Here is a 17,995-nt window from a genome sequence, read left to right as displayed (position 1 = left end):
TGCTAAGCAAGAGACATGATTCCTCATCATTATATCTAATAAATTCGGGTGATGGCGTCATCGAAACGATGGATCCCGAGCACGAACTCACTCTCGGTCATAAACTGACGAAGCCCAAAGGAGAGGAGCGCAGCGACCATCGCATCGTTCAAGCTTCGCACGGGAGGCTCAGGACGGACGTTCTCCGTTCGGCAACGGCAGGCAGCCCGCACCAAGGGAAAGCGGCATGCCTTCAGCGGACAGTATCGTAGGCTATCTCGACTTGTCCTTGGCGAACAGCACGTTGAGCCGCTCGCGCATGACGTGTCCGACGGCCGGTGGGCTGTAGGTTCGGGTGACGTATTCGCGGCCGGCTTCTCCCTTCCTCTTTGCCTCGGAGGGGTTGGCAACCACATTCCGCATCGCCGTTATGGCCGATTCCAGATCCGGTTCCGCCCAGACTTGCCCCTCTGACCACGGGTACTCGTGCGGCTCCAGCGAGCGCAAACGATACGATATAGGATACCCGGTATCGGCCGTCAGAAAGTCCGCGGAACCGGAATATCCGGTTCCGATCACGATCCGGCCAAGCATGATCGCCTCGGCCATGCCGAGTCCGAATCCCTCGGCTCGATGCAAAGACACATAAGCGTCGGACGCGCGAATCAACCCCAACATCTCGTCACGGGGCATGTTGTCGTCGAACATGAGGATACGACGATCTTGCTCCATCGCGTCCGTCATAACCGTCCTGATCTCAGGATAATGATTCGTCGCTCCGCTCGATTTGATCACCAAGCCTACGTTCTCGTCTCCGCCAGGAAATGCACGCTGAAAGGCTCGCACAACTCCAAGCGGATTCTTTCTGAACGGAGAAGAATAGTAATCGAAGCTGAACATGAAATAAAAGCGTCCCTCATCCATCCCGAAGTGTGCGCGTCCAGGAAGATTTCTTCCCGTATCTTCCATCGCGGGCGGCATGACGATGATGGGACCGTCGAAAATGTGCGCGAACGCATCGGCGATAAACTGGTTCGGAGCCCAGATTTCGTGAATGTTCGCCAAATACGGCCGCCATGCATTCGGCGCTTTGGGCAACTCCCAATAAGGACAGAGAATGTTGTAGGAGCGCGATAGGAGCTGCGGATCCAGCGATGCAAACACTTTCGGGAGCTGATCGCAGGCGACTTGAATGACGTTGATCTCGTAGGAACGGTTGACGTCGTAGCGATCCGGCATATAAGGCCCCATCAATCGAGTCTCGATCCCGACGTTGAAAGGATAGATCGCAAACGGCAATTTCGCTGCTTCGGCCGCTCGCAGATTTGCGCGAAAGGCTTGGCCCAACCCCAGCGCTCCCTCTGCATAGCCGATGAAGAGCACACCTTCATGTAATGCCTGCGCTTCACTGGTGCGGGCAAACGTCATTCGGCGCACACGCTGATGCGAGGGCCCCAGTATCTTTTCTCTCAGCCATTCAGTCCGCGTTTGGAGGAATGGGCCAATCAATTGTCGGAATGAAGCGTTTACTGCCCCCTTCCATCCGGACTGATCGAGCTGATCTGCAAAGAAAGTTGCGAGATGTGCGGAGCGGCGAATGGTCCGGGTCAAGATGCCGCGCCAACGGATCGCGCCTCCGACTTTCGAAGCATGTTTTAGCACGACAACGGAAAGCGATTCCGATTTATCCGCTTCGTCCACATTGCTTGCGCGGGCAAGAGCTTTTGCTTGCGCAGCCGGCGCGCGGCGCCGCCCCTCGTTTTCTGCGGCAAGGGCGCGCCTGATTGCAAGACTAGACTCGCGCCAGGAAAACTTTGTGCGGATGGAGCGAACGCCGGATTCTGAAAGCCACCGATAGCGATCCGCGTCCATATCGTTCGCCTCGAACAGCAATGCAGTCAGGTGTTCCGCCGATGGCTCCCACCAGGACCCGACATCATGGAACCCTTTGTCGGAATAGTCGGCCGGCGCTTCGACGCCTTTCAGCAACAACGCATCCGGAATCGCGAAATCAGCCGTACCGCCAAAGTTGCCGAAAATGGCCGGCGTACCGCAAGCCATGGATTCGGCGACACTCAAGCCGAAACCTTCGGAACGCGATGAACAAATCAAGAAATCGGCGCTGCGATAGATGGCGGCGAGAAGCTGCTCGTCGACGTAGTCCAAGGTCTCGTACACCGCAATGCCATCCGGCAGATACTCGGCAATCCGGAAATGTTTCGAGATGCGCATAGTATCGGGGGCCGGCATAGCTTCCCGAACACCTGTTCCCATCAGAATCAGCTTGGCGTTGGGACACGCCCGATGGAATGGCCGCCATGCCTTGAGCATGACGTCCAAGCCCTTGCGATGCTGATTAGTCGAGAACCATAGGAATGTCTTGCCGTCCGCCATGAGTTCCGAATGTCCCCATGGATGGAAGACGTCGCTGTCGACGCCGAGCGGCGCGTAATGGACACGCTTGAACCCCGCCTGTTTCAGCACGTCCGTTACCCATCGCGAAGGAGCGAGCACCATCTTGTAGCGCTCCTTGAATGCGAGCCAGGACGCCGGCAATTGGGTCGTTTCCCAAACCGTATAGAGATAATCGAATGGTCGTCCTCCCGGATGTGAGAAGATGAGCTCTGGCGCATTCGGGTGGACAAGACCGAACTTCTTCAGATGCGGATGGAGGTTCTTGTTGATGATGTTCCAAGAATTCGCCTCGTTCGATTTATGATCTCGGTGCAGCACATACGTTCCAAGAAATTTCTTGGCGAACAGGCGTTTGTTCTTGTCGAGGTAGTTGAGCTTCTGCAGGTTCGGTCTCGACGAAAAGGTCGAACCCGTCCAATGTTCGATCTGGGAATTTGGGAGATAGGCACACGTGTATCCGGCCTCCCGCAAGCGGAAACCGAAGTCAGCATCCTCGTGATAGAAGCCATAATCGTTGTCGAGAAAACCGATCTTCTCGATGGCCGACATTCGGATGCCCGCAAACGTTAACTCGCAAAAGTCCGCCTCGAGGCGATATGAGTTGCCGTTTGGAGGGGCGAAATCATGGGCGAAGGTCAGAGTTTCGAGATCCCAGTAGGCCCGATAGGCAAGCTTTTTAACGGAAGCCGCCACATTGATGAGCATTTGCGCCGGCGCGACGATGCCGAGGTTCGGGTCCCGCAACAATTCGGCGAGCAGCTCACGTACCACATCAGTGGTGAACGTGATGTCGTTGTTCGCAACAAAAACGAAATCGCACCCGCGTTCCGCCGCGATTTCGGCGCCGATGTTGCATGCTTCAGTATAAGTATGGGGGCGTCCAAGCTGCCGCAGGGCGACGCCCGCCTCGCGACACACTTCCTCTGTCTTATCGGTGCTTCCCTGATCCAGGACCACAACCAGTTCGCTCGGAATCCGCAATGTCGGCAGCATCCGCGCGAGGAGTTTGTCCCCGTTGATCGAGGGGATAACGAGCAAGCTTTTCTTAATAGCGGCTTCGATCACCATAATTGCCTCAGAGGATGTCAAGAAACGCGCAGAGAGACGGTGGCGTCGACCGCGTATGTAATTCCAAGGGGCTGTCGAAGTGAGTTTGGCGCGTCGGACTTGGTGCTTGGCGTCCTTTGCTAACCGGATCGTGCGTCTTGAAGTCTATCGGGAGCGGATCGTGGCGACTGTCCCGGGGCAGATCATCGATAAGTGCCGTCATCTGGATGGTGCAGAATAGAACCGGCTCGAGACGACCCTGACTCATGGAAGTTGAACCGATATCCAGATAATGCACGACATCCGCCCCCACCCATGATCGCGGAGACGTCCGGTGGCCGTCATCATCTTGCGCGATTCACCCACAATTTACGCACAGAATAATACATGCTACGTGAAGGTAAAGTCGTAACTCTTCAATAATTGCGGAGATCGAATTGGCCAGAACCCTACGCCGCCAGCAGCGCGCAACAGATCCATCGGTTCCGCGCCGTATGTGTCTCATATCGTTCCAAAATCGATATCGGCTAATATGATGCGCGGCTGAGAACTGCCTTGCTCTATAGGTGCTATCGCGTCGGTTCCCGCGAAAAGCGGTATCATAAAAAACTTTTTATGTCGGAGGATGAATTTGGACGCGCCGCTTGACCTCGACGCCTGGTTCGCAAGCCAGCAATCACCCGCAACGCCGTTTTCGGGGCAGCTCGATCCGGCGTTCCAAGCGGCCCTGGCCGCGCATTTCGCGACGGTCACCGAAGCCCAATGTGTCTTCTATCACACTGTTGAGCTGCCGGGTGGGCGCACCATTTCCGGCGAATGGGACTTCCGTGAGTATGAGGACACATATCTGGGCGGGTTCGCTTTTACCGGGAAGCGCGTGATCGAATACGGGCCGGCGACGGGCTGGATCTCGGCACATATCGCGGCGCGGGCACAAATGCTGACGGTCTTCGACCTGCCGATCGGCGTCGGGCACGATCCGGTGCCGGATCTCATGAGTGAACCACCCGAGGCCTTTGCGCGAAGTGCCGCGACTCATACCGACCGGCAGCGCAATAGTTGGTGGTTGGTCCGAAATGCATTCGGGTTCCAGGCCAACGCAGTCTATGGCGATATCTTCGATCCGCCAGCCGATCTTGGGCGTTACGATGTCGCTATGTTCGGCTGCATCCTTCTCCACCTGATGCACCCCTATCGCGCGCTGCAGCGCGCTGCCGAGATCACCGACGAGGCGATCATTGTCGCCGACCTCGCGCTCGCTCCCCGCGTGGGCGAGTTTGACGCGAACCGCTCCTCACTCCTTTTCTCGCCCTCGCCGCCACCCAATGGCGTGGTTCATTGGTGGTACCTGACGCCCCTTGCTGTGAGCAATATGCTGACAAGCCTAGGATTTCCGCAGATTACGGTCACCACTCATCGGCCGCCGCGGATGCCGAACGCACCGTTGCTCTACACGGTGGTGGCGCGGCGAGCTTAGGCCCGCATGTGAAACTGCCCGGGGGGCGGCACCGACTGCAGCCGCATTGTTCTTAAGAGCCGACGCCGATGCCAGAAAGGAACCACATCTGATGCCCGCCTTCATCGACGCCCCGGTCACCGACATCGATACTTGGTCGTTCCGCGTCTCTGGCTGGGTCGCTGCTGCCGTTGAAGGCTCGCCTGTGCATCTTGAGATCAATGATCGACAGATCTCACCGCTGCTTTTCAAGAACCAGTCTTTGGCGGCAGCGCTGCCCTCCTTCGGTTTTGTGCGACACATCGTCGCCGATGTGAATCTGCTCGATATTGACAGGCTCGACGGCGACCAGCTTGGGCATCAATCCGTTAGCATTAAGCTTGGCGTTGGCGCGGATGTCGCGTCTCGCGATCTGCCGATCACCGAGACGTTGCTGCGCGGTTTGAGTGAGCAATTGGAGCTGCGGGCACAAACGAAACAGTGGTGCATGTCCCGACTGCGCTGCCCCGTTTGCAAAGAGCCGAATGCGCTTCAATTCGGCGATGCAATCGTGTTTTGCTCCAGCTGCGCTGCGCGATTCCCTCAATCCGTAGGGACGATCGACATGCTGCCGCCGGAACTGCGCCAAAAGGCCAAGCTGACGCCGGCGACGCATGTGTCATCTAATCCCTACGAAGAGCTGGCGCTCGACCTCATCCGTCGCATCACGGATGCGGGGGGGTGGGTGCTCGATTGCGGCGCCGGCTCGCGGCCGAGCCGGATGCCGCGGGTCGTGAATCTTGAAATCGAGCGCTATTTCTCTACCGATGTTCTCGCGCTCGGCGAGAACTTGCCTTTTCAAGACGGCGTCTTTGACGGTGTCGTTTCGCTCGCGACGCTCGAACACGTGCGCGATCCCTTTACTTGCGCGCGCGAACTCGTTCGCGTGGTCAAGCCTGGGGGTGAGGTCGTATGCTCGGTGCCGTTCCTGCAGCCTGTACATGGCTATCCGGATCATTATTACAACATGACCCGAAATGGTTTGATCAATCTGTTTGAGGATGTCGCCGCGATCGTCGACTGCTCGACGCCACCGAACGGACATCCCATTTTCGCGGTGCAATGGATCTTACACGAGTACCTCGATGGCTTGCCGATAGCACAAAGGGACCGCTTCGGGCGCATGACGATCGCCGAAGTCGCGCAGCTTGATCCGTTCCGCATGTTGGGTGATGGCATCGCGGCCGATTTGAGCGAACCCGCCAAGGCCGGAATTGCGTGCCTGAATACCGTGAGGCTGCGTCGACACGAGAAGGCTGCTCCGCCTTAGCGCTAAATTTAATTTCAGCCGCGCCGAAATCGGTATAACTTTGAACGAAATACTCTTGGTCTCAGAAACCCATGCCCGACATCGTTAACTTCTATCGCCAGCCGAAGCCCGCGCCGCGCTACGTGGGGCAGTTTGTGCCCGAATTCCAGCAAGCGCTTGCCCATCGCTATGCGGGGGTCCCCGCCGCCGACTGCAGTTTTACGCATACCATCCAACTGAATGATGGCGTGCAGATTCACGGCGAGCGCGACCTGCGCGGCATGGAAGAGGCTTGGCTTGGTCATTATCCGCTTCAGGGTAAACGCGTCCTGGAATTAGCACCGGGCTCGGGCTGGATCTCCGCTTACGCTGCCAGCCGGGCGTGTGAGCTGGTGTGCCTGGATGCACCCATCGGGCCGGATGATACGCTGGAACGAGTCCGCCGCAGCTGGTGGTTCGTTCGGAAGGCGCTTGGACATGAGGCGCAAGCGATCTATGCCAATCTCGACGATCCGCCGAACGACCTCGGTACGTTCGATGTCGCCCTGCTCGGGGATGCGCTCAGCCGGCTGGAGAGCCCTTATCGGGCGCTGCAGCGGATCGCGCAGTGCGTCACTGACGCCATCATCGTGGTTGTCGAATGCGAGCCGGGGGATCCGTTACCCGGCGAAGCTGGCCATCCGGCGGTCGTGACTTTCGCGCCGCGGCCCGGCAGCGGCGGCTCGCGGCTGTGGCATCATAGCCCTGCTGCGCTTGCGCGCATGCTGGCGACATGCGGCTTCACGGATCAGGTTTGGGACACGTTTACACCGCCGGATCTGCCGCCGCATGCGACCCTCGTCGCACGGAAGCCGCAGACGCGCCAGTCGGCTGGCGCTACGATCGATGCCGCGACGCAAGTGCAGCCTCTGTCCTCTGCACCGGCCGAGGCCGCAGACCTCGGTGCGGCTGAGACATTGCCCGTGCCGCCGCCACGACTCCGGCACCTCGTTGCCGGCACCGAGGATCTTGACGTCTTTCTCAGGCTCGGTCGCGCCGGTTTTCTCGATATTCGGGCGACGCTCGCCCGCGCGGGAGTGAGTGACGTCAGCATCGGTCGCCTGCTCGATTTCGGCTGCGGCGTCGGGCGTGTGTTGCGCTACTGGATCACGTGCCCCGGCATCGAAGTGTACGGCACCGATCTGAATGGCGATGCAATTGCCTGGGATCGCGAGAACCTTCCTTTCGCCCATGTCGCAATCAACGGGCTCGAACCACGGCTGCCCTATCCGGATGCGCATTTCGGCTTCGTCTATGCGCTCTCGGTCTTCACCCATCTGCCCGAGGCGATGCAGCGCCCGTGGCTTGCCGAACTTACGCGCATCGTGCGCCCCGGCGGTCATATCTATTTCACCACGCATGGTGTCGGTTATCGCCATACCCTGAGTCCGGCCCAGCAATCTCTGTTCGATCGCGGCGCGTTTATCTCGGGAGGCGACGATCCAGGATCGAATTTCTACGGCGCCTTCCACCCCTTCGCTTATGTGTCGCTTTCGATGCTGATGCCCTGCGGTCTGACGCCGGTCGAGTTTCGGCCGGAAGGCTCCGCGGGCACGCCGGTGCAGGACAGTTGGCTGGTGCGTAAAACCTGAGCGGATGCAATGTAATACCAACGGTCACGAAGAGTGACCGTTGGTTCTTTTCTTCATTTTTCGCCTTTTCAAGGCGGGAGCGAAAAATGAAGAGCGGTCCAAAGGTCGCTGCTCGCGACCTTTGGCATTATGTCGCCAGGGCGGACCGATTACTCAAGGCAAGATCGGCTCGCAGTTCGCGCTTTTACGGCTCAGATTGCGATTGTAGTAGGGGTCCCGTGCCATGACGCCGCTCCAGCGCTTCGTGAAGCGGAGCCGGTCGAGACCGTCGGCAACAAGGCGCGGCAACGATCGCGATTCGAAATGCCGCAATTGCGCGAAGGGCGTGAACACCGTGCGGAGTCCCATCTCCGCCGTCCTTAGGCAGAAGTCGACATCGTTGTAGTCAAGCGGATAGGAAGGGTCGAAGCCGCCCACGGCTTCAAACGTCGAGCGCCGCACGGCCAGCATGGCTCCGGTCACTGCAGAATAGTTCCGGACAATCTGCATGAACGCATTGTAGCTCGGCTCCCGCGCAGGTTTACCGACGAACAGATGTGCCGCTCCATCCATGACGCCGAGGACGATGCCGCAATGCTGGACGGTGTCGTCGGGATAAAGCAATTGTCCGCCGACCACACCGACGCCCGGAAGCTCCAGCATTTCGAGCAGCGCGCGGAGCCAGCCATTGTCGATCGCTTCCATATCGTCGTTCAGCAGAACGACGCGCTCCATCTCGCAACCCGAGATCGCAAAATTTGCCTTTTCCGAAAAGTTGAAACACGGCCCGGGATCGTACGGCACGATTTGTACCCGTCGATCGAGCATACCGAGCGGGCGTGCCAGCGCGAGCTGCGCGCGATCCGTCACGACGCGAATTTCGAAGTCCACATCCGGCTCGTGCGCCAAAATCGAACGCACGAAATGTTCGGCATAGGTGACGGACCCGCCGTCCCGGCGCTTGCATCCCGTGAGGATATTGAGCGCGACCCGTCCGGGCCGCAACTTCGGGCGAACGCGATATGTCCCCGGCACGAGCCCGCTTTCGACCTTGGCCTCAAGCCCCAGACTCTGAAGATGGTCTGCAACCGCACGATGCCCTGCGGCGACTTCGAAGCCTTTGGCACCAATCGTTGCAGCAGCGGAATTCGGCGAGATGCGCCAATGATAGAGAATGCGGTCCACGTGGCGGATGGGCGCGCCGGCGCGGGACGCGCGCAGGACAAAGTCATGGTCCTGCGCGCCGTCATAGGCCGTACGATAGCCCCCGAGTTCCAGGAACAGCGACTTGCGCACGCACAAACAGTGCAGCACATACATGCAGCTCAAGATGTGTTCCGGTGACCAGTCGGGCTTGTGATAGGGGTCACAGCGCCGTCCGGAAGCATCGAGCTTGTCCTCATCGGAATAGAGGACACAGGGTGTCTCGTCGTCCTGTAGCACATGGTGGTAGGTCGCGAGCAGTTCGGGCACGACGCGGTCGTCATGGTCAATAAAGATCAGATGCTTGCCTGTGGCGATCGCTGCGGCGGCGTTCGTCGCAGCAGATATGCCCCGATTTTTGCTAAAGATCTTCAGCTTAATCCGCGCGTCCCGGCGCCGGAGCGCGCGCAGCGCCGCGAGTGTATCCGCCCGGGTTGAACCATCGTCGCAGATGCACCACTCCCAAGCGGGATCAGACTGGTGTAGCAGATCGTCGTACAGCTCCTCCAGCCAGGCGGGCTGAGTATTGAATGTGGGCGTGACAATTGAAAAGTGCGGGCGCATCGCTGCCATCGCGATCTCGGCGAGCCGCTCCAATCCTGGCGTGTCCGGCGAATGCTGCGTCTCTTTCTCGACATGGCCGAGCGAGAAGCATTCGTCATGCCGCGCCGTTGCGAGCCCGGCGAAGGCCTGCAGCGGATTGGCCGCGTGCTCTGCGCCGTAGGCGCAAAAACGCACAAGCGCGTCGCGCAATTGTGTGCCAACGGTCTTTGGCGCGAGCGCCGCTTGCAATCTTTCCGCTGCGGCCAGGAACGTCGGATTCGGCCGGGCCGGACCTCCCTGTTGGTGGTCCGACGGTCCGAATAACAGTGCGATCAGTTTCGCCGCGAGATCCTCGACGTCGGGCTCGAACCAAATCGCATGCTTGCCATACGGGCCCATCTCTGAGCCAACCTCGGCCAGCGCGCCGTTGATCAAGTAGGGATAGTCTTCGCCCAGCAAATCCGTGGCGCCGCCATACGCCGAGCACAGCGCCGGCACGCCAAGCAGGATGCTCTCCGCGATATTGAGGCCAAAGCCCTCGCTCCGGTGCGGCGAGACATAGACGTCGGCCGCCGCCTTCAGCCGGCACAGATCGGTGAAGTTGAGTATGCTGTTGATCGTCAGCACGCATCCCCCGGCCTGAACGCCGGGCTGGCGGAGCGAGATGTCCCGCGAGTGCGACTTCAGAACGAAAAGACATTGGCCGGGGCGCGAGGCCTGCACACGCTCAACCAAAGCATGAAAGCGATCAACGCCTTTTCGCGCCGTGTACGAGGATGCATCCATCACGAACAGAACCACGCGTTGCCCGGCCTGTTTCGCGGCCTCCACCTGTGCAATCCAGGGATTGGGCGCTGTCGTGGCGGCGGCTTCCCGCAACGCTGCCGCATCGACGACGTAGGGGACCGTTTCGATCGGCAGGTCCGTCGTCAATTCGAAGGATGACGCACAGAAGCGGCTCGGCGTCACGATGAGATCGAAGGCAGAGAGACCACTGCGCCACTCCGGACGGGGGGCGGCCAGCTCCCAGACCGGCGCGAGCACATTGGCGCGGTGATGAAAGATGCCGAACCCGTATTTCCGCGCGAAGGTCAAAACCTGATCGGCGTTCAGGCAGAAAAAGTTGATCGAATAGGCGAGATCTTCGGCCGCCGCGAGATCGCTGAACAGGTGAGGGTGCAAGAGCGCCGACGTGTCATAGACGTTCAACGGCACATCGACGGCGCGCAAAGCTTCGGCATAGCCGCGTGCGGCATTTCCAAGGCCGTTCATGGCGCTGACCGGGCCGAAAAAGTTGACCCCGCTTTTCCAAGCCAGCACGTCGGCGAACTGCACCGCGCGATCGCCGAACGGATTCGTGCCTGGAGCGATCCGATCTTCGTAGAAACCGATTTTGCGCCAATGCTCTTCCGCGTCCACGGAGGGGGCGAGATCGCTGTTCGTCGCCAAATAACGCCGTGCGTCGAAGGTGCCCATGACGGCTGGCTTCTCCACCAAGGGCCACAATGCCTCGGTGACGCGTCGCTTTGCACTCGTACCCTCGTGCGTGATCACATGCTCCAGCACGGCGCAGGCGCACGCCATCGTGATCTTCGTGCTCCGCGGCCGTTCGTTCGCTAACGACGCTTCGAGCGCCGTCCAGGGTTCCTCAACGTCTTTTTTGGGGAGGCGCTCGAACAGAGCCGGATTGGGCACGCGCCCTTGACGCAACCCGGCGATAAGGTAGTGCTCGAGCCCGGATTTCACGTGCCCACGCCGCACCAATTCGTGGACGGAGTCGTAGGCAGAGAGGTAGAAAGCTTCATCGAACCACCAGACTCCGCGCTCCAGCCCGGCCTGGCCGGACAGAAGCCATGCGGCCTCTTCCGCCGCGTTTCCGAAGCCTGGCAAGTTGTCGCGGCTTTCGGCTGCGCCGAACAGCACGAAATGTTGAAACCCCGAACGAAATTCCCCACGTTCGATCGCGGCCGCAACATCTGGGTAACGCGCGCGATAAGCCGCCTCATGGAATGCGCCGCAGGGAGAGAGGGCAGCGACGGCGGCTTTTTGCATGTAGAAAACGAAGAGATCATAATCGGAGCACGTGGCAAGCCCCGCGTAGCTTTTGCCATAGGATTGCCGGAACACCCAGGGGCTGAACCAGCGGTTCGGTACGAAGCGCGCTGCTGTAGGAAGTGCCGCGAAACGGGCAAAGACCTCGCCTGGCTCGATCGCGACACTATCGCTGCGCGCTAGCCAACGCTGGACATAGTCGACATCGAAATAGATCGAAGGCGAGCGCCCTTCTGCTGCCCCGCACTGGATGAAATGGCGCGTGAAGTGGAATGTTGGATCTGCCCCGGATGCCGCCTGGAGATCCTCATAGAAATGCGCATAGCTCAGCGGATCAAACACGAGGTCGAGCAATTCGGTGAACGCGCCACCGACCGGTACGCCGCCATCCGCGGCGAGATCTGGTTTGAAAGGCCTCGGGCCCCAATGCATCCTCACGAGCGATGCTCGTTATACTCGCCCAGCAATTGGGCCAGCGGCTGCCTGTCGGTGGCGCCGCGTCGCAGAAACGGCGCAAGGATCGTCGTCCAGGCGTCGTGGAACGGAGCTGGATCGGGACGGCCCCGATTCATGAAGGTTGAACCGGCATCCAGGTCGTGCACGACACGCTCCCCATTCAAAATCGCACACGTGCGTTAGCCCACACGATCTCGCGCGATCTTCCCACAAATTATGCACAGAATAGTATATGTCGCGCGAAGGTAAAGTCGATGTTCTGTAATAATTGTGGAGATCGGGTTGGCCACAACCTGGCCGCGAGCGAACGGAGCGCTGAGCTAGGGCGCGGACATTTCGCTCAGCTCAAAAGGCCGCTCTCTGGCATCTGCAAGAGGGCGTTGGTCCGTCAGCCAGCGGAATAGGAGATCAAAAATCAGCGACCTTACCCCATGCCGACCGGGCGAAGCGGTCGGGGTGGTATGCACTCGGATCGACGATTGGCGCCTTGCCGGTGACGAGATCGGCGATCAGATGACCGGCGCCGGGGCCGATTCCGAATCCGTGGCCGCTGAAACCGGCGGCGAGCACGAAACCGGGGAGACCGGTGACCTCGCCGATGGCCGGCACGCCGTCTGGTGTCGAGTCGATAAAGCCCGCCCAAGCCGCACTGATGCGGGTTGCCTTTAACGCAGGCAAAAGCTGGCAGGCGCGTGCATAGGTTAAGCGGATGGTCGCCATGTCAGGTTTCGGATCGAGAATGCGGTTACCCTCCATCGGGGTGGGACGGTCAAGCTGCCAACGCTCGAGCGTCTCGTGGCCGGCGTACCAGCCCTGCAAACCACCCGGGGAGAGGGCGCGCCAACGGCGCGCAAACATCGGCAGGAATTGCTGGGAAAAGCGTAGCAGTTGCGGCGTTGGATCGACTTGGCCGCGTCCGCTGATCGCGAGCGTGAAACCGCCATCGCCGCGCCGCGTGGCGGAGACCTGCGCCGTATGGAGCGCATCGGGCAGATCGTTCGACGTGGCCGGGGTTACCGATAGAATCGAGGAGCGGATCGAGGCCTGCGGGAAACGGATCCCGAGTTGGCGGCAGAAGGAGGATGCCCATGCCCCGCCGGCCATCACGACCGTGGGCGTTCGGATCGCGCCGCGCTCGGTCACAACCGCACTAACCCGCCCCGCCGAAAGCTCCAGCCCGCGCGCCGCGCAATTCTGATGAACCGTGCCGCCAAGCGCCATGATGGCGCGGGCGACGGCGGGCGCGGCGCGCGAGGGATCCGCCGTGCCGTCGGTCGGCGAAAAGACGCCGCCTTTCCAGCTACGCCCCGTCGCGCGGCCCCGCTCACCTGCTTCGCGGCTGTCGAGCATATGGGTCGTAACGCCGGCCGTCCGCGCAAACTGTCCCCAGCGCGCCCATCCTTCGAGCTCGCGCTCGTCGTTGCTGAGATAGGTCAGGCCGCAGCGCCTGAAGCCGGTGTCCTCGCCGCTGTCGATGGCAAAACGCTCCCACAGGTCGAGACTTTTTGTCGAAATCGGCAATTCCCGCGCGTCGCGGTTCTGTTGTCGGCACCACCCCCAGTTGCGGCTCGATTGCTCCGCGCCGATCGAGCCCTTCTCGACGAGGGCGACTCTCAGGCCGCGCTGGGCGAGGTAATAAGCCGCAAACACGCCGACGATCCCTCCGCCGATGACCACAGTGTCGGCAGAGTCCGGAAGATCGGAGGTGCTTTCAACGGACTGCAGCGGCGCAGGCATGGTTTTCTTCTCCGCATAGAGATGGACGGCGCGATAAGCCATTTTCACGCCAATCGCCCGCCGAAGGTTCTGCAGATCGGCGATAAACAGTACAATCTGTCGCACGAAACGCTGCGGGCAGACGAATATGCTTGCTCCTAGCCCCAGTCTTGCTTGGACTTCGACGAATGCCATGATAGGATTCATGTTTGGGGCGGCATTTTGTGCCGCCGGCGCCGCGAATATTGTCTCCGACCGAAAGGACGCGATGAAACTCGACCGGATCGACGTTAAGATCCTTCATGAGTTGCAAAAGAACGGCCGCATCACCAATGTCGAGCTGGCGGAACTCGTCAGTCTTTCGCCGAGCCCGTGCCTCATGCGCGTCAAGAAACTTCAGCAGGAAGGCTACATCGAAGGTTATTCCGCACAAGTCAATTTGAGCAAACTCGGCCAAACCCTGACGGTGTTCACCGAAATTACGCTGAAAAACCACCGGCAGATCGATTTTGCCCGTTTTCTCGCGGCGGCGAACCGGATCGATCAGATCATCGAATGTCATTTGGTCTCCGGTGGCTACGATTATCTGCTCAAATTCGTCACGGCGGGCATCGGCGAATATCAGACCATCATGGAGCGCATGATCGACATGGAGATCGGCATCGACAAATATTTCAGCTTCGTCGTGCTGAAGTCTCCGATCGTCAAAGCGCATTTGCCGCTGCCAAGTCTTTTCCCGATGTCATGATCTGCATCCGCGGATAAGGCTTTATCGATTCGCGGACGCGGTGCTCTGCGGCAAGGATTCCAGCCAACCCGGATCGAGTTTGGGAACCGACGAGAACAGCAATTGCGAATAAGGATGCGTCGGCCCGCGCCGCTGCGCCGGAATGATCGTGTCGACCTTTTCTCCGGCATACATCACCGCGATTTCGTCGCAGATGGATTCGACGACGGAGAGATCGTGGCTGATGAAGAGGTACGAGAGCCCCAACTCGCGTTGCAGCTCTTTAAGGAGGTCGAGGACGGAGGCCGCGACGACCGTATCGAGCGCTGACGTGATCTCGTCGCACAGAATGAGATTCGGCTCGGCGGCAAGCGCGCGCGCAAAGTTGACGCGCTGTTTCTGTCCCCCCGAAAGCTCAGAGGGACGCCGATGGCGCAAGGCTTTTGGCAATTTGACCATGTCGAGGAGCGCATCGACGCGCTGGTGCCGTTGGGCGCGCGACATGCCGTGATAGAAGGCAAGGGGACGGCCCAGAATGTCCTCGACCGGCTTGACCGGATTGAGCGCGGTGTCGGCATGCTGGAAGACGATCTGCATCTCGCGAAGCTGATCGCGCGAGCGGGCGCGCGCATCGGCAGCAAGCTCGCGACCGTTGAAGGCGATGCTGCCGGATGTCGCCGGCAGGATGCCGGCGATCGTGCGCGCCAGCGACGATTTTCCGCACCCTGACTCGCCGATGATGCCCAGACTGCGCCCGCGTTCCAACGTGAGGCTGACGGAACGTACCGCCGGAATCACCGGCATCCCGTCGGCGCCGGTGCCGCCGTAGCCGGAGATCAGGTTTTGTATTCTCAACAGCGTCTTGCCGTCAGCTTCCTGCTGGTGATCCAGCAAGCGTGGCTTTGGCTCGAAGGCGGCCAAGAGCTCTTTCGTGTAGGGATGGTTGGCGTTTTCGATGAGCTCGCCGGTCTTGCCGACTTCCTGCACTTCACCGCCGCGCAGCACGACGATCCGGTCGGCGATCTGTGCGACCACCGCGAGATCGTGCGATACGTAGATGCCGGCGATGTCGCCCTTGCGCATGACCGATTTGAACGCGCGCAGCACTTCAATCTGCGTTGTCACATCCAGTGCCGTTGTCGGTTCGTCGAAGATGACGAGTTCGGGATCGCCGATCAGCGCCATCGCCGCCGCTACGCGCTGCAATTGGCCGCCCGAAACCTGATGGGGATAGCGATCGCCAATGGTTTCCGGCTCGGGCAGCGACAGGGCGCGAAACAGATCGATTGCACGGGCTTTGGCTTTCACCGCCGGCATCAGCGAATGGATCCGCGCGACTTCGAGCACCTGATCCATGATCTTCATTGCCGGATCGAAGGCGGCCGCGGCGCTTTGCGGCACATAAGCAATCTTCGAGCCGCGGAGGTCGGCGCGTTCGCGTTCCGACAGTTGGATCATGTCCCTCCCTGCGATGGTCACGCTGCCGCCGATCATCGCGCAGCCGGGGCGGGCGTATCCCATCATCGTCAGCGCAATCGTGGTCTTGCCCGACCCCGACTCGCCGATGAGGGCGACAATTTCCCCTTTCGCGACATCGAAACTGACGCCTTTGATGATTTCCACTTTGCGGCCGGAATCGGTCGTCGCCTCGACTCTGAGTTCGCGAATTTCAATGAGGTTCGCCATCATTCGCTCCGGTCACGGATTTTGCGGGGCAGATTGTCGATCAGCAGATTGACGCTGATGGTCAGGCTTGCAATCGCAATCGATGGAAAAATCACAGCCGGTGCGCCAAAGGCAAGGCCGCCGATGTTTTCGTGCACCAGCGCGCCCCAATCCGCGTTCGGAGGCTGTACGCCAAGGCCGAGGAACGAAAGGCCCGACAACAAGAGGACGATGAAAACGAACCGCAGGCCAAAATCAGCGAGCACGGGCCCCAGAATGTTGGGCAGAATCTCCGACACGACGAGATAGAGCACGCCCTCGCCGCGGATCCGCGCCACGGTCATGAAGTCCATCGCATTGACATTGACGGCAAGCGAGCGGGCGAAGCGAAAGGAACCGGGTGTGTAGATGATCGCAAGCGTCACGATCAATGCGGGAATGGACGAACCGACAGCCGCCACCATCATGAGGCCGAACAGCTTGCTCGGGATCGAATTCATCGCGTCGAGAAATCGGCTGAGCAGTCGGTCGGTCCAGCCGCCGGAGACTGCTGCGACCATGCCAAGCACGCCGCCGCTCGCACAGGCGATCATGACAGCGGCAAGAGAGATGCCAACGGTAAAACGTGCGCCCATGATGATGCGGGAAAGCACATCGCGGCCGAGATAATCGCTGCCCAGCCAGAACGCCTTGCTCATCGGGCCGAAATAGTCGAAATCGGCGATTTTCCCGATCGGGTAAGGGGTCAAGAGCGGTGCGAAGATCGCGACAAGCGTCCAAATCAGGATGATGGTGAAGCTGAAGATACCGGTCGCGCTGAAGCTATAGCGCGGGCGAGCCACTCTTTGCGCTGTCTCGTTGATGGCGGTCATCTCAACCTCGGATTGGCAAGAATGGCGACGATATCGGCGAACGTTGTCAGGATCAGGAAGCCGAGGCAGAAAATCATGGCGCAGCTTTGGACGAGTGGCAGGTCGCGGGTCGCAACCGCATCCACCATCAGCTTGGCGATTCCCGGATAGTTGAAGATCGTTTCGACAATGATGACGCCGCCGAGGAGGTAGGAGAGCGACAGCGCCATGGCGTTCACGATCGGGCCAAGCGCATTCGGCAGCGCATGGCGCAAGACGAGACGCGGACGGGAGGCGCCCTTGAGCAACGCCATTTCGACATAGGGCGTGTTCAACGTTTCGATCACCGCGGCGCGGGTCATGCGCACCATTTGCGCTGCGACGACGAAGGTCAGCGTGATCACCGGCATCGCAAAGACGCGCAAGAGTTCACCAAACGAATGAATCTCATTCGCGAAAGCAAGCGCGGGCAGCCATTTGAGGTAGACCGAAAAGATCAGGACGGCCGAGGTCGCCACCATGAATTCCGGCACGGAGATCAGTCCGATCGTGAAGAACGTAACGACGCGGTCATAGAGCGACCCGCGAAACATCGCCGCGGTGATGCCGAACAGAAGCGCGAGCGGAACCGAGAACAGTGTCGTGACCCCGGCAAGCTTCATCGAATTGACGAAACGGCCGCCGATAAGCTGGGCGACCGGCATGTTGTTGGCGTAGGAGGTTCCCAGATCGCCGTAAAAGAGACCGCCGATCCAGCGCAAATATCGAATGATCGCCGGATCGTTGAGATGCATGGCCTTGCGCAGGCCTGCTACGGCCTCAGGCGTAGCTGCCTGACCGAGGAGAATAGCTGCTGTGTCGCCGGGGAGCATGCTGGTTGCGAAGAACACAGCAAAGGAGACGATCAAGAGGGTGACAAGCGTCGTCGCCAGACGACTTGTCACGAGGGAAAGAACCTGTCCGTTCACGTCAATGCTCCATCCGCCG

The 17,995-nt window shown here is 60.0% G+C and carries 11 protein-coding genes; 4 read left to right on the top strand and 7 right to left on the bottom strand.

Annotated features, from left to right (window positions below; genetic code table 11):
• Nucleotides 1-252: 252 nt before the first annotated feature.
• Entirely contained in the window at nucleotides 253-3,462 is a 3,210-nt protein-coding gene (locus tag V9T28_RS16875) for a glycosyltransferase (protein ID WP_116400193.1), read from the bottom strand.
• Nucleotides 3,463-4,072: 610 nt separating this feature from the next.
• Between V9T28_RS16875 and V9T28_RS16870 the strand changes: the two genes are divergently transcribed.
• From V9T28_RS16870 to V9T28_RS16860, 3 genes are all read left to right on the top strand, one after another.
• The gene (locus V9T28_RS16870; RefSeq protein ID WP_147306417.1) at nucleotides 4,073-4,918 is read left to right on the top strand and encodes a hypothetical protein; all 846 of its coding nucleotides are present in this window, start codon (nucleotides 4,073-4,075) and stop codon (nucleotides 4,916-4,918) included.
• Between the two features lie 241 nt (nucleotides 4,919-5,159).
• On the top strand, nucleotides 5,160-6,206 hold the full coding sequence (locus V9T28_RS16865) for a class I SAM-dependent methyltransferase (protein WP_158554759.1): 1,047 nt from the start codon (nucleotides 5,160-5,162) through the stop codon (nucleotides 6,204-6,206).
• Between the two features lie 71 nt (nucleotides 6,207-6,277).
• Nucleotides 6,278-7,816, top strand: a complete 1,539-nt coding sequence (locus V9T28_RS16860; protein WP_116400190.1) for a methyltransferase domain-containing protein — start codon at nucleotides 6,278-6,280, stop codon at nucleotides 7,814-7,816.
• A gap of 153 nt (nucleotides 7,817-7,969) precedes the next feature.
• Here V9T28_RS16860 and V9T28_RS16855 read toward each other — a convergent pair whose 3' ends face one another.
• The 3 genes from V9T28_RS16855 to V9T28_RS16845 form a co-directional block, all read right to left on the bottom strand.
• Nucleotides 7,970-12,025, bottom strand: coding sequence for a glycosyltransferase (locus V9T28_RS16855; RefSeq protein ID WP_116400189.1), 4,056 nt, complete (start codon nucleotides 12,023-12,025; stop codon nucleotides 7,970-7,972).
• A gap of 2 nt (nucleotides 12,026-12,027) precedes the next feature.
• The gene (locus V9T28_RS16850) at nucleotides 12,028-12,195 is read right to left on the bottom strand and encodes a hypothetical protein (protein ID WP_158554758.1); all 168 of its coding nucleotides are present in this window, start codon (nucleotides 12,193-12,195) and stop codon (nucleotides 12,028-12,030) included.
• A 262-nt stretch (nucleotides 12,196-12,457) separates the two neighbouring features.
• Nucleotides 12,458-13,786 carry an NAD(P)/FAD-dependent oxidoreductase gene (locus V9T28_RS16845; RefSeq protein WP_116400327.1) on the bottom strand — a complete coding sequence of 443 codons (1,329 nt, stop codon included), beginning with the start codon at nucleotides 13,784-13,786 and terminating at the stop codon, nucleotides 12,458-12,460.
• Between the two features lie 247 nt (nucleotides 13,787-14,033).
• Between V9T28_RS16845 and V9T28_RS16840 the strand changes: the two genes are divergently transcribed.
• Entirely contained in the window at nucleotides 14,034-14,513 is a 480-nt protein-coding gene (locus V9T28_RS16840) for an Lrp/AsnC family transcriptional regulator (RefSeq protein WP_116400326.1), read from the top strand.
• Nucleotides 14,514-14,534: 21 nt separating this feature from the next.
• Here V9T28_RS16840 and V9T28_RS16835 read toward each other — a convergent pair whose 3' ends face one another.
• Genes V9T28_RS16835 through V9T28_RS16825 form a run of 3 tightly spaced genes read right to left on the bottom strand, consistent with a single transcriptional unit; the run spans nucleotide 14,535 to nucleotide 17,976 of the window.
• Entirely contained in the window at nucleotides 14,535-16,178 is a 1,644-nt protein-coding gene (locus tag V9T28_RS16835) for an ABC transporter ATP-binding protein (protein WP_116400188.1), read from the bottom strand.
• A complete protein-coding gene (locus V9T28_RS16830; protein ID WP_116400187.1) occupies nucleotides 16,178-17,029 on the bottom strand; it encodes an ABC transporter permease in 852 nt (283 codons plus the stop codon). Before V9T28_RS16830 ends, V9T28_RS16835 begins: the two co-directional genes overlap by 1 nt.
• Nucleotides 17,026-17,976, bottom strand: coding sequence for an ABC transporter permease (locus V9T28_RS16825; RefSeq protein ID WP_116400186.1), 951 nt, complete (start codon nucleotides 17,974-17,976; stop codon nucleotides 17,026-17,028). The genes V9T28_RS16830 and V9T28_RS16825 overlap by 4 nt, the downstream gene beginning before the upstream one ends.
• Between the last annotated feature and the right edge of the window lie 19 nt (nucleotides 17,977-17,995).

Source organism: Methylovirgula sp. 4M-Z18 (assembly GCF_037890675.1).
In the GTDB taxonomy this organism is placed as follows: Bacteria; Pseudomonadota; Alphaproteobacteria; order Rhizobiales; family Beijerinckiaceae; genus 4M-Z18.
This window is presented reverse-complemented; position numbering and strand designations above follow the sequence as displayed.

Coding starts and splice junctions, on each gene's coding strand:
- V9T28_RS16875 (WP_116400193.1), bottom strand. CDS start 3,462: ATGGTGATCGAAGCCGCTATTAAGAAAAGCTTGCTCGTTATCCCCTCG.
- V9T28_RS16845 (WP_116400327.1), bottom strand. CDS start 13,786: ATGCCTGCGCCGCTGCAGTCCGTTGAAAGCACCTCCGATCTTCCGGAC.
- V9T28_RS16840 (WP_116400326.1), top strand. CDS start 14,034: ATGAAACTCGACCGGATCGACGTTAAGATCCTTCATGAGTTGCAAAAG.
- V9T28_RS16855 (WP_116400189.1), bottom strand. CDS start 12,025: ATGCATTGGGGCCCGAGGCCTTTCAAACCAGATCTCGCCGCGGATGGC.
- V9T28_RS16830 (WP_116400187.1), bottom strand. CDS start 17,029: ATGACCGCCATCAACGAGACAGCGCAAAGAGTGGCTCGCCCGCGCTAT.
- V9T28_RS16860 (WP_116400190.1), top strand. CDS start 6,278: ATGCCCGACATCGTTAACTTCTATCGCCAGCCGAAGCCCGCGCCGCGC.
- V9T28_RS16835 (WP_116400188.1), bottom strand. CDS start 16,178: ATGGCGAACCTCATTGAAATTCGCGAACTCAGAGTCGAGGCGACGACC.